7 protein-coding genes and 1 pseudogene are annotated in these 13,355 nt (G+C 48.2%); 4 read left to right on the top strand and 4 right to left on the bottom strand.

Going from position 1 to position 13,355, the window contains the following annotated elements; genetic code table 11:
- Positions 1-3: 3 nt before the first annotated feature.
- Positions 4-405, top strand: coding sequence for a hypothetical protein (locus IEY12_RS13565; RefSeq protein WP_188884201.1), 402 nt, complete (start codon positions 4-6; stop codon positions 403-405).
- Positions 406-699: 294 nt separating this feature from the next.
- Here the strand turns inward: IEY12_RS13565 and IEY12_RS13560 are convergent, their stop codons facing one another.
- The 4 genes and pseudogenes from IEY12_RS13560 to IEY12_RS16025 form a co-directional block, all read right to left on the bottom strand.
- Entirely contained in the window at positions 700-975 is a 276-nt protein-coding gene (locus tag IEY12_RS13560) for a helix-turn-helix transcriptional regulator (RefSeq protein ID WP_188884200.1), read from the bottom strand.
- 128 nt (positions 976-1,103) lie between these two features.
- Complete coding sequence (locus IEY12_RS13555) at positions 1,104-2,045, bottom strand: ImmA/IrrE family metallo-endopeptidase (RefSeq protein WP_188884300.1); 942 nt, start codon at positions 2,043-2,045, stop codon at positions 1,104-1,106.
- A gap of 207 nt (positions 2,046-2,252) precedes the next feature.
- Positions 2,253-2,459: pseudogene (locus IEY12_RS16090) on the bottom strand (DUF8013 domain-containing protein); the annotation flags it as partial.
- A gap of 1,008 nt (positions 2,460-3,467) precedes the next feature.
- Positions 3,468-4,448, bottom strand: a complete 981-nt coding sequence (locus IEY12_RS16025) for a deazapurine DNA modification protein DpdA family protein (RefSeq protein WP_425433171.1) — start codon at positions 4,446-4,448, stop codon at positions 3,468-3,470.
- A gap of 290 nt (positions 4,449-4,738) precedes the next feature.
- Between IEY12_RS16025 and IEY12_RS13550 the strand changes: the two genes are divergently transcribed.
- The 3 genes from IEY12_RS13550 to IEY12_RS13540 all read left to right on the top strand — a co-directional run bounded on the left by IEY12_RS13550 (position 4,739) and on the right by IEY12_RS13540 (position 13,273).
- Positions 4,739-6,580, top strand: coding sequence for a tRNA-guanine transglycosylase (locus IEY12_RS13550; protein WP_188884199.1), 1,842 nt, complete (start codon positions 4,739-4,741; stop codon positions 6,578-6,580).
- 283 nt (positions 6,581-6,863) lie between these two features.
- A complete protein-coding gene (locus IEY12_RS13545; RefSeq protein WP_188884198.1) occupies positions 6,864-9,122 on the top strand; it encodes a hypothetical protein in 2,259 nt (752 codons plus the stop codon).
- Positions 9,123-9,220: 98 nt separating this feature from the next.
- On the top strand, positions 9,221-13,273 hold the full coding sequence (locus IEY12_RS13540) for a DEAD/DEAH box helicase (RefSeq protein WP_188884197.1): 4,053 nt from the start codon (positions 9,221-9,223) through the stop codon (positions 13,271-13,273).
- Positions 13,274-13,355 lie beyond the last annotated feature (82 nt).

Here is a 13,355-nt window from a genome sequence, read left to right as displayed (position 1 = left end):
TCTGTGCCCCAACAGCCCTCCAATATTAAACCATCTCTCGGACTGGTCGTCCAGACGATCTTTGTTCTCGCGGCGGTAATCGCCTTCTCCACCGCGTTTCTGTTTGGTGGGCAGATCCGCTCTCTCGCCCTTGCGGCTGTAGGCGTCCTGCTACTCGTGGGCTTTCTCGTGATCGGTTACCGTCACGCACGCCAAAAGAAGTCCCTTCACCAGCACGTCGCCTTCTTGGCTGTGTGGTTCGGCGGTGTCGCCTTGGCGAGCCTTCTTGCCCGCGTGGCGAGCAGCCACTTTCCGGAGCCGGGTCCCGACCTCATAGCGGTGGGCGTCACCCTCGGTGCGCTGTGGCTCGGTTCGAGGCTCGCCTACGGTGGCGTACTCACCAAAGCGCTGTTTGAGTCAGACTGAGAATTTACGATGGGTGTGTACAGGTCGGTCGAGACGGGACCACCCGCAACGTAATCGCTCCGTGCCGTATTCGCGCCCTGTATTCAGCACGCCAGTCCTTTCAACCTCTAAGTAGGTTGGTTTCGGCGCGATACAGCATTCGTCTATATCTAACGCTCTCTGCGTTGAGTTTGATCTGTGCGATTGACCCTAATCCCGCACTCGGGTTCCAGGCGATCGGCTGATTTAGCGCGTCATCAACCACCCCGATCTGGTTCTCACCTCAACGACCCTAGAGATTGTCCTCCGGCGCGTCTACAGGTCGACGTACTGGTTTTCCCACTCGCGGCGGGCGTCGAGTTCGCGGCGGCCCCGTCGCGAGAGCGTGTAGGAGTTCGTGCGCTCGTCGATCTGCCCCTTCTCGACGAGGCCCTTCTCGACGAGCGTATCCAGATTCGGGTAGAGGCGGCCGTGATGAACCTCCGTCTCGTAGTACGACTCGAGCTCTTCCTTGATGGCGAGGCCGTGGGGGTTCTCGAGGCCCGCGATGACGTAGAGCAGGTCGCGCTGAAAGCCGGTCAAATCGTGCATACCGTGTATTAGGCATATCTGACTATTAGTTAACCGGACTTCGGCCATGCGGGCGCTCTCATCGTTCCCTGCCCTCGCACTCGATTTCTTAATTCAATATTCTGAATTGATTCTTGGCGGCTCTACGTTCACCGCTGGGCCTGCTCGTCGATGGCGTCGATGAGGTGCTGGGCAGTTCGACTGATACGCCCGAGGCGCTCTCGAATCATGTCTGGGTCGTCGCCGGCCCAGGCGGCGAGGTAGAACGAGGAGTTGCTCGTGTCGAGGCCACAGTACCGGCCGACGATGTAGGCGACCGACTCCGCCTCGAGTTCCTGTGCGTCGCGCGCCAGCGGGTCGCTGATTGCACCGTGAAGGAGCGCGTGGGCGAGTTCGTGGACGAGCGTCACGGCGAGGTCCGCCTCGTTCTCCCGATCGCGGACTACGACTAGGGGTCGCTCGTCTGATCTACGTGGCTTGCAGATGCCCTCCGCCTGCCCGTGAATCCACTCCTCTGAGCCGACGATCTCGACGTCGACGTTGAAATCGTTAGCTGCGTCTTCGAGGGTGGAGACGAGATTCCCGGCGTCGCCGGTCGCCGCCGTCTTGAGTTCCGGAAGTGGCTCACCTTCTGTCTGGGAGACATCGAAGACGGACGCGGGTCGAAAACCGACGAGTCCCCGGTCCCACTCCTCGGGTGGCGTCTCGTCGTACTCACAGTCGCTCTGCTCGTGGTAACTCGGCGATTTTCCGCACTCTGGACATTGCTTCGCGATGATGGGTGCCCAGATCCAGATCGCGCTCTCGCCTTCCTGGACGTGACGGTCGAACTCCTCCTGCCACGCTTGATACCCTGCGACCTTCGTTGCCTCAGGACACTGGAGGGTAATCAGGAGCGTGTTCCGATACGAATAGTCGTGGAACCGACTCTGGATGTCCAGCCACTCTTGGAACGTCTCGCTCGCCTGTGCTTCGTCGACGTGGTCAACGAGGTCGTCGACCCACGCTTCGATCGTCCTGTGCATCTCCTCCGACCGTTGGTCGGAATCTCCGAAGGACGCCGACGACTCTCGGTCTGTGGACCCACTCATGGTGTTCTCCACGACGCTCACTACAGCGCGCGTCGCACCTCTCGGGCGCAGAAAAACGCTACTGCGGTGTTCGTAGCGCTGCCTGCTCGTCGGGAGGCCAAGTTCGACGAGGTACGCGAGGAACGCGTCGAACTGTTCGACGTCGTTCGCCGTATCGGTCGCGAGGTGGCGCGTCCACTCGACTGCCCAGCAGAATACCGGATCGGTTCCGCCCTCGCCGTGAATGTACCACCAGCGCGCGGCCTTCAGCACGACCAACGGGTTCGTCGGTGGCTCTTCGCTAGCAAGCGCTCGGGTGAGCGACTCGATCTCGTCGGGGATCTCTGTCGGATCAACCTCATCCGAGAGCGAGTTCGAAACATCAACTGGGATCGGATCGATCGAGACGTCGTTTCGGTCTTGCTTTTTACTCATGGATGTTCGAGGACTCGATCAAGCCCTCATCCCCTCTTCGGGGTTTGATAGACAAAGCGGGCTGTACTTCCTCCTTCCAATGATTCTTTGTTGGTTAAGACTGGTGCCGGCCGATCAGTTGCTGAAGAGACAGCGCATCGCGGCAGCCTCGCCAGTTAACGTCTGTTGGCCAGCGTCCGTATCGACCAAGAGAGACGCTTGTTACTCTTTGTCAATAAATGTTATATCTCAGGCAAATTGTCAACGGCCAACTCGCTTGCTTCCGATCGATTGCGTTGCGATTCGCGTTCGTGATGGTCGACATCGGTGCCGAAATTCTCGAACTCGCGCCTCCCCAAACGCTGCCTGTTTGTAATCTTCAGGATTGGTATGTTACTTATCACTGAGACCTCCCAGTCGCTTCGGAGGATCGACGAATTCCGCGTCAAAGTGATCTGCAGGGAACTAGTTCGTCAGCATCGTCGCTCCCTCTATTTACTCTATTCGTATTTGCAACTTCTACGCCGTGAATCAATACCTTCTGTATAACTGCCGAATTGAGTCGGGCTACTCTAGTTCCTCGAGTATGCGATGCCCACGAACTATGTTGGCCGTGACATCGGCGACTGCGGACTGTGTAAGTCGATAGTCAGCCTGCTGTGCAGGGAAATAAAGGCAACTGGCAGCGAATTCCGCCGGTGCATACCTGTACGACCTGCGTCTCTTCAGTCTTTCTGCGAGTGTCTTCACCTGTCGTCGTATCTCGTCTGGGACGTCGAGGTCGGAGGTATCCGAGGGGTTACATCGGTCGCGCTGGCAGTCCCAGTTCCTCGTTCAAGACTGAATAGCGTTCGTCACACGATTTTTTGCCGACGCGTGCGGGCTCGATGACGTCTGTACGCGGCAGAGAAAGACAGTTGCGGCGACAGGCGGCGTAGACGCTGACGGCTGCCATCGCCTCGATCGACAGTCCGGGAAAGAAGCCTTCGGACTGGGGGGCCACGGGAGAAAATGATAGATACAATATGGCTAGTGGGTTAATTCGGCCTGTGCTTTGGGCCCAGGGTACCAATATTGTGAATGTGGTTGATGTGATATCCACCCTGATGATGACATCGAGTGTAGTGTCCTTCTTGCGGTATTTTTCTGGGACTCGCTCATGCTGGCGAATTCTAGTAAATCAGATATCGTAAACCGACCCTGTGACCCTCTTAGAATTTCGAGGACTGCTGACCAGACTTTATCTCTGACGGCCATCTTTGAATGCGCTTCTTGCTTTTCTTTATTCCCTGTTAATGTTGTATTATTTATATATGATTTACTTCCAACTTGATCATACAATTTTCTCCGCCAATTCAACCATGACCAAAGGCTGTCACGATATGAGAAAGACTCCGTGAGCCGATTGGCGCAATGACTAGCAGAATAATCATAAGCACTAGAGTCTGCGCTGTGAAGAGCGTCTACTACTTCAGAATACTGGAGTACGCTATTTTTCACTCCAAACGCATGAAGATTGACTGACTGTGGTAGCTCCTCTCTGATTGCAAGAATAATATCCACTATCGGTTCTTCTTGATGACGCCTACAAACGGAACCAATCCCAACGTAATCTGTCAAAGACCCTTGTTCGCGGAGTTCGTCGATATGGCTTAGGTAGTCCGAAATTTCCCATCCTTGTAGTACCGCGACAGGCTCTCCTGGAACAGAACTATCCTCTACTGCTGACACTAATTCGGCGTGCTTCTGGGTTGTCCGTTCTTGATGATCCTGAATAGATCTCCCCAGTTTGGATAATAGTGATGGCTCACAGGGGAAATCTCGAAGAGCCCAGTATCTGGGCTCGTTCTCTTTGATATACGATAGGTAATCGGCATTTGACGTTTTGTATTCCCCAGACCCTGTTTTCATATGATGGTACCCCCCGGAATCAACGAATAATGTATAATCGTCTCTCGACTGGTACTGATTGTTCCACGGAGTATTACACGCTGTTGCGTAGGAGATCATCACCCGCTGAGGCTGTAATCGCATTAATGCAGACCGCTGTTGTCCTGATGCCGCACCGTCGTACCATTCTATCCCAGGTAATGATCGTACCATATCTACGATTTACATAAGATCGTAGCTATTTGATAGTATCGCATGTTTATTGAGGAAATGCCAGACTATGCTCCAACAGAAGAGTTTACCCTTTCCGGGGCTGATCTCAATCCATATTAATGGGCTCGTTTGAAACCAACACTCGAGATGGAGACGGTGAGGCTAGGTCTGGTCGAATCCGAACCCCGAGTGGGAGTGTGGAGACTCCCGCATTCTTTCCTGTTCTCGATTTTATTGGCGGCACAACTGTCAAATCCGGCGGTATTTGGAGTCGGGTTCGGAACCGCCTGTTTGGCTCTCCTAAATTTAACGGAGCGATGTATCAGGCACTAAGCTTCCTGAATTTCGGTTTGACACCGGATAATTTAGACGACTGGCGGGAACATACGCTTCGAGAGCACTTCACTAATCATGACCCACCAAAAGATTGGCATCCCCAACCTGAATCATTTACGGAGCCGTTGTTTATCGACTCGGGTGGGTATCGACTGATGCAGTCAGATACGTTCCAAGTGGGGAGAGGCGAAGACGTAAGTAATGATTGGGGAATAGGTACCACCCCAGAAAGCGTTCTTGAACTCCAGCGTGACTTCGGTGCGGATATTATTGCCACTCTTGATTTCCCTATTCCCGAGGATCTGAGGGATAGTGAAAAAGATGAGCGGCTCGAACGCAGTATACAATCTGCACTCGATACAATTGAACTCCTCAATGAAGACCATGGGGATGTCAACACCAAAGGCTGGGATCCTACCGTATATGTCGCGATCCATGGTCACAACTACGAGGAAATCGATTGGTACATTGGTGAAGTGCTTAATCGGGTCTCTGATCCATCTTTGATTGATGGGTTTGCAATCGGCTCTCTAGTGCCCTTACGGTCTAATATTGCCACTTTGGTCGATATCGTTCAGGGTGCAGTAAATGCAATTCCAGAAGAATATCGAGATCAATTTGGGCTTCATGTCTTTGGTGTTAGTGGGAAACTTTTTGGCCTGATGTCGTTGCTTGGAGTCGACAGCTTTGACTCAACAACCTACGTCCAAACAGCACGGAACAGGAATTTCATTGATCCAGATTCGTGGAAACAAACTTCTTTCGTTGATGTTTCTTCTGACAGCTGGACCTGTAATTGTGAAGCGTGTGCTGAACTCGACATAGATGCAATGCGGACTGTAATGCAGTCGGACACATCGTATCAGAGCATTGCAGAGACGAAGTACCTCAAAAGTGATTTTTACGCGTTGATGGCACATCACAACTTCTTGGTCTATGAAAGAGAAGTCGAAAAGGTCCGGCACGCGATTAAGGAGGGCTCTCTTCTGTCCCATGTTATCAAACTCTCTGAAAATAATGCGGATCTTCGGAAAGGGCTGCAACGGGCACAGATGCGAGATCCAGAACTAAGGGACGATATACCGAAGGTCGCATTCTCTGTTGATGTCGACCCAGAACCACTAATCCGTGACCAAGACTCCGAAGAACCAGTTGAAAACTCCATGGGAACAACTTCTTTAAAACATACGCCTGACGACTATAATGTCCTTGACCGATCGCATGAGCCAGATGCTGCACCAGTGCTACTGGTTATTCCCTGTAGCCAGACTAAACCATATAGTGAATCTAAATCTCACCAAGTAGTAGAGTCTGGTCTTGATGAACTGGATGACGGAGTATACTCCAAACTAACCGTTTCTGGTCTCTATGGTCCAGTCCCTGAATCAGACGAACACTTGGATCCAATTACACAGTATGACTACGCTCTCAATAGTGTGGATGATGAGCAGCGGGAACTCGTCATATCTCGGCTGACATCCTACTTGCAAGAATACGGGAATCGGTATGATAAGGTGATTGGTTATGTTACTAGTAAACAATACCGAATCGTCTTTGAGGAAGCGTTTACCAACGCCGGCGTCGGCATAATTCTTCCCTCTAACCCCCAGCGACTCCAACTCTGGGAGATGTATCGAGATGAAAATATAGGAGAACTACAAGACACTATTGAAGAGGCGCTTTGCGAACCTACGAACAAATAAATTAACGTGCTTTGTTGGGCTCTTGGGACTAAGACTCGCTGTAGCCTACCGGAACTTTGATGAATATTAGCCTTGTTAGGAACCTGCTTCACAAAGAGGATTGAATATCTGGTTAATAACCCGTCAACTTAAGATGCTGACTTACAACGCCATAAGTAAGATGCAGATTGGCACAAGGCAGCTCCCTATCTTGTCTGGCTTTCTTTTATTTAGTGCAATCATATTACTTCTCCTGTCTTGGAGAGGAAATAGATACTACCGCGATATCAGGGAGTGCGTTCGTATGAAGCATCTACTTTCACGAGACTCTCTGTGGTATACGTCTGGCATTGAAGTCTATAGCCGGAAGGACTTTTACCGATTATCTTTAGCCCGATGGGTTGGCTTGGAACGGATAAGGCGTTTAAAAACGAATCAAAGCTTTGTCGTAATCCTACCTATTGCAGCTCTTTCTATCCTTGTGCTATCTCAGGTCTCTTTTGATTCAATTAGCTGGATCCGGTTGACCGGTAGTGATGTCCAGACAACTTGGACTGTCTTGGCTTCTCTAATAAGTGTCAGTTTTGTTGTGATAGTATTTTTATTGCAATTTATTGAAAACGAATATCACGATAGAACGGTTATCCAGGACTTTATTTCGGGTACTCTGATTGTTCCGACAGTATATACCGCATTTCTAACGCTCTTTGTCGTAGGGGGCATATCTTTGCTCCTTGACCCTGTCGAGGAATCGTATTCGGTAAACTACTCGCTAATCGTTCTAATTTCTTCAACACTCACTCTCATCTCATTATTTTATGTGTATTATCGTATTACGTCCGAAGTTTTTGCCAATCCTCTAGATCGCGGTCTAGAGTCGAAATTGAGGGATAACTTCAAAAGAAAGCTACAAGCAGAGACCCATCGAGAGGTAGCACAGTCACGATTGAATTCCATCGAAGTGAATACTTCTGACGGTTTCCGTGATCAAGATGTTGAACCAATAGAGTTTCCTAGTGTTTCGGAACGTACTCAAACTGAGGTTATAACTGATAAGATGAATCTATCCGAGAGTATGTCAATTAAAAAGAATGGTGTGCAGTTTCCGGTCACTCACCGAAACGCAATTCCTGTATCCCGGAAATTCATTGTAGACGTTGACCTCGCTGCATTTAATCAGGCAATTGATCCTCTCTATCCGTACGAGGACCACATCGTAATTAATCTCTCCTCAAATATACATAAACATAATAATAATGGGACTATTGCTATACTAAAATTGGTTGACGACGCATCTTCTCCAAATTTCAACTTACCGCCTGTCGCGGGGACTATCGAACTGGATAATTCTAACTGGGTCTATGAATTTGATGACCTAACCTCTGGATTCAAAGAGATTGTGACGGAATCCGTCCAAGAGGGGGAAATATCCACAATAGAGCGATATACAGATGTTCTATCTGATCTGATAATCTACTCAATTGATAAACGCCAGGAGCTATTGGATGAAAACAACATACGTGAAGAAGCTGAGATTGGATCTGAGGTTGCTAATCAACTTCAAGAAATGTCTGTACATCTCTATATGAAGCTATCACAGACTAAAAATACAGATGAGACATATGAAGTTCATGCGGTATTGGATAGACATTTCTCTAATGCACTAAACGAGGAATTTCTATCATTAGCAGACGCGATTATTGATGCAATAGACCAGTATTATGGCCGACACTTAGATGAGGTCCATGCCCGAAATTTGGGGCCAATAAGCGAAGATGTGGTGAGAATTGTTCGTGATTCCATCCGGAAACGTGGAATTCGATCAAATGAGGCGACGAACCCCCTTCGTGAGGGAGTTTGGTTACACGCTGTCGAAATGAATTATACAGTTCTTCTTCGAAGTCTACAAACAGAAAATGGCACTCAATTGTTCTCAAAATTTTGGCTACATTGCTTTAGACAATACAAGCCAAAGTCACGGCCGCGGTTAGTTGAAGAGCGGCGCGATGTACTCCCCCTAATTTGGTATGCATCCATGGGATACGTGGTAAAAGCGTGGCAAAGTGGCCCAATTAGTGATGCCGACATGGAAACGATGGTCTCGCAAATAACTGAGTCTGAACGATTCAAATTCCGAAACATTTGTGGAATTTGCCATCAGGGGCTCCATTATACGTCAGACTCTTCGCGGTCTGTGAATTTTGCAAAGATTTCAAACAGTGAGACAAATATCGCTCATGGTGTGATCAGTGAAGGTAGCGAACAAGAGCTGCTATATGCTGCTTTTGTGTTTTTTGCAACTGAGTTTGTTTGCCGAACCGAAAACCCAAAGGAGACAATTGATGGGTTCGATCCTCTTACTACGGACGATATTGAGAGCATTACGGAATATATCCACAGTACTGGATCATTTAAACTGAGTTGGTCGAATAAAAAACTTGAGACGGATCAACTGTACGAGCTATTGCTTGAGGAACTCCCCCGCGGAGTACAGCAGCGTTTTCGAGACAATCGCGAGTCAGGAGATAGATCTCGACAGCATGTAGGGGATGGAGAGAACTGATAGTATCCCACTTCGTATAGACAGAGTCTCCAGACTAATAGCGATGAATAGAATTATAATGTACCGTAGAATCATACCACACTATACCCCTTGACCAGATGAAATTCTTTGACCGGCATTCTGACCTCTCGCGTGTTTCCAACGAATTTGAGCCAAAGCTAAGACGCATTCTGTATAACCGCCGGATTTTTTCACCGTCACAGGACGATCCACCATACGTTACTCAATCGGTGAAATACGAAGCTCAACCGAAACACAGAGCACTACCAGTAGATGGAGATCTTCCCCCCTTCTCTAGTAGAGTTTTACAAAACGTTTTTGAATTCGATACCCCGTACCGATTCCAGCAGCGAGCTTGGGAAGCAATAAACGATGCGATCGATGACTCGTCTACTGAAGGTGTTCTCCTAACCGCTCCTACGGGCCAAGGAAAGACTGATGCGTTTACTGCTCCTTTATTACAGAAGCTATGTGGGGGAACTGATACTGATCAAGTGGCGATGGTCTATCCGAGAACTGCATTGTTGGAAGACCAGTTTGAGCGTTTACTAGAGACTCTCTCTGAATTGAATAGTAATGGGAACGACTTGTCTATCGGTGTCTACTTCGGCAGTACTGCAAGAAATAAGGGTGATGTTATCGATGAAAATAAACTTGTAAACCAACGGAATGACCAGTTCCAGCTAGCCAGCTGTTGGGAAGAAGACGGTGTAGACTCTTCCTCGCTTCTTGTTGAGAAAGATGGTGGTGGATATCGGATTACGTGTGAAAATCCGGATCATGACCATTCATTCTCAGATGAGGAGGTCGTATTGTATCGGGAGGGAATTCGCTCTAATGGTGTTGAACCCGACATTATAATTACGACGCTAGAATCGCTCGAGATGTTCTCTCTGAAGCCGAATTATGGTATAATCCAAAATATTGATGCACTCGTTTTTGACGAAGTTCATCTCTACAGAGGGCTGTATGGGGCCCATGCGATGAACATAATTAAAAATATTCAACGAATAAGTGAGCTCCATCAGACCAACTCTCCCCTCTGGATCGGCTCAAGTGCGACTCTCGCCAATCCAACTCAATTCGGAAAAAGGTTATTCAACATTACAGACTCTAGTTCTATTGAGGTCATTCGCTCATTGTCTCCTGAAGAAACGGAACAGTCGGAAGAACCCGATATGGAAGAGGCAAGTGGGGTCGAACACTACCAATTTCTTCGAACGACAGACGATACGGGAGTTGGATCCCACTTCATTCAGCAATCTATGTTATATGGCCATCATATCCTCCCGGAACAAGACAAATCTGCGAAGATGCTATCTTTCATTGATAGCCTTAGTCAGATTAACCAGAGGTATGGCCAATTACGGGATGCCGATGTAGATCAACGGATGTGGGAACACCACTTCCAAGGGAACGATCGGGCTTGGGATGGACTTGAACCTGATTACGCATGGGACTCTCCGAATGCCGTTATGGAGAGTCTGAATATTGACAAGGCGCATTCGCGTTCTCGAGTGCGACCTGATGAATTGGCTGCGAGTGATATGATTCTGGCCTCGCCATTACTTGAGGTTGGAATCGATATTTCAGACATTCGGGCTGTTGCCCAATACCGGCCACCGTGGAATGCTTCCTCATTCATTCAGCGGATAGGCCGGGCAGGTCGGGAACCAGACGAAAATTCGTTTGTGATGATGTTCTTGGCAAGTTCCCCGAATGACTTGAACCTCTACTATCGAGCTAGTCGTTTTCTTGAGAGCGATATCCGAACGCCCCTAAACGAGAACAACCGTGTTATCGAATCAATACATGATAATTTGTGGAAATTCTATGAAACGGGATGGGAGTTTGAAAAACCTGGTCAAAAATCTTTAACACCTGGAGATGACAAGAGATTCCTCCGAAGATTTCTTGTTGATGTTTTAGAATACGACCAGTTCTTTGACTTCATCTTTTCACCCGGAGATGAAATCAGCAGAATCGTAGGGCATTCGATTGGACGTCTAGACCGACCAATTACTAAGGGAAAGGGGTATCATGAGGTACTGAACAAACTTGAGGATGAACAATCTTCGATTAGGGAAGAACTCAATATAGACGATGATAGGGGTTTCGTCCAGCAGTCAGACTCATTTGAGAAAATAAGCGATACCCTCGACTATATCATTTCTGAATATATTGGAGTATTAAATGAAATGTCCGGGAGTGGAGAACGCATCGAAAATGCCGATGAAGCTCTTAGTAATGCACAAACAGAATATACTAACGCCGACAATCTACCGCTCGTTGAAGGGGACAAAAAGGTAGATCTCTTTCGAAAAGCAGCTGGACACCTCCGTAATATTTCAACGGAGCTAACGATGATGGCGGATCTTGGCCCAACAACCCGAAAGCGTGTTCAGGGGCTTGATGAAGAAGTCTTTGAGGCGCTAAACGACATCAACAGCTTGAAGGCCAAATTGGATAGCGACCAATTCGATACCCTTCATAAACAAAGTAGACAAATATATTATTTGAAAAAGTCACTCGAGGCGTTCGAAGATTACTGCTTCACATTCTATGCCTTCTATAGTATTTACGCTGCAAAGTCTCTTTTTCGGTCCGCCTACTACTTCAATCGGGCACTAAACACGACTGGAGAATCACTTGATGATGAGGTATACTTTGTACCGGAGGATTACTTCGGAAATAATTCTGCCAGCGTGACTATCTCGAGAGGGGGGGACTACGTAGAAGAAGATAAGACCTCGCTGTTCTCTCAGTATGCTCCATATCGGGCGATGTATGCTGATTCTGGCCAGAGAATGGTGGTCATTGAGCCTGACTTTGACCCACATGAGGATAGGCCGCGTCTGGATTTTACCAGCATTGCTGAGGGTGAGACAGATAACAACATTTTCGAACCTGAGTCGATAAAGGCGACAGTTATTAACGATGCATCTGGACGTCACAGTCAAGGCATCGTGAAATTCTGCCCCGTTTGCTACGATCTTCTTACTGACAATGACACCTGCAGCAAGCATAGCGAGCGTCAATTTGGAAAAATCCATTCCGACCCATATATATCTACAGAATTTGGGGACTTGCCAAACATAGAGTCTGAGGAATCACGATATGGCAACCTCATTCGCCGAAGTGGAGAGGGGAGAATTATGCTTGAAAAAATCGACTTGGAAATAACGCCAGCATTTTATTTAGGCGATCGGTTCATCCCTCAGTACGGTCAACAATACGAGATTCCCATTGAGTCAAGAGATCCAAAACTGGGGGTTACCTTACCAACAGAAGGTATTGAACTAGACTTGAGTGAAACCCTCTCAGAAATCCGGGAATCTACCGAAATGTGGGAGGACAAGATTATTGGGGATCGAGTTGTGGGCATTGAGGAGGTTGTACTTCATACTGCGTCTCACTTTTTCCTCGTGCTAATCGCTGATATCAGTGGTATTAATCCTCGAGACCTTCATTATGGCTATCGAACACAAAACGAAAATGAAGATCTGTCTTCGGACTGGATCGATAATGTGTACGTATTTGAACAGGCTGAAGGTGGACAAGGAATCGTTGACCTACTCACGGACGAACTCAATGAAGATGGTATCCACAGAATTATCTCGTCTCTAGAGCGCGTTGCATTCAATGAGCAACTAGAAGCGGAACGGTTCTGCCGAAACAGAGCTAATCTTGAAAAGATAACTCCTGATCAAGATACACCCATCTCCGACTCTGATCTTACAACCGCAGTTGATGATTTTCTAGCCGGCAGAAACGTTGTTGCCCCAGAGCGTCTTCAAGAAGAACTTAGATCAATTGTGCGGAAGATCTGCAGAATGGATGATAACTACAATATTAGTCGCGATGAACTGATTGATGTGAAAGTTAATCTCGTGGAAAGCCGCTTCCAGGGTGAGTCCATCGATAGCGCAATGCAAGAGCATGCCTCCGTCTACCCGCCAGAACTTCAGAATGAAATTGAGGCCTCACTCTGCCCGCCTGATATTGATGAATGCCGGAACAATCTCCAATTCTCGGGTTGTCAAGCAGAAAACCAGAGTGAAGTTCTTAGCTACGAGATCCTTCGAGAACTTGTTTCGCGCATGATCGAGGGTGGATCACCCACTGAAGGACTATTTGGATACGACGTATGACGACGATTAGGAGATAGACTACTCGCTTGGGAAGCGGTCGGAGGAAACTGTTTCTTGAAGTTTGCTTTGGCCTACCTAATCC

Source organism: Halarchaeum grantii (assembly GCF_014647455.2).
Taxonomy (GTDB): Archaea; Halobacteriota; Halobacteria; order Halobacteriales; family Halobacteriaceae; genus Halarchaeum; species Halarchaeum grantii.
Note: the sequence above shows the minus strand (reverse complement) of the source record. Positions and strands in the feature narration are given on the sequence as shown.

Excerpts from the sequence above, each read along its gene's own strand:
- IEY12_RS13560 (WP_188884200.1), bottom strand. The coding sequence starts at position 975 with ATGCACGATTTGACCGGCTTTCAGCGCGACCTGCTCTACGTCATCGCG.
- IEY12_RS16025 (WP_425433171.1), bottom strand. The coding sequence starts at position 4,448 with ATGATCTCCTACGCAACAGCGTGTAATACTCCGTGGAACAATCAGTAC.
- IEY12_RS13555 (WP_188884300.1), bottom strand. The coding sequence starts at position 2,045 with ATGAGTGGGTCCACAGACCGAGAGTCGTCGGCGTCCTTCGGAGATTCC.
- IEY12_RS13540 (WP_188884197.1), top strand. The coding sequence starts at position 9,221 with ATGAAATTCTTTGACCGGCATTCTGACCTCTCGCGTGTTTCCAACGAA.
- IEY12_RS13545 (WP_188884198.1), top strand. The coding sequence starts at position 6,864 with ATGAAGCATCTACTTTCACGAGACTCTCTGTGGTATACGTCTGGCATT.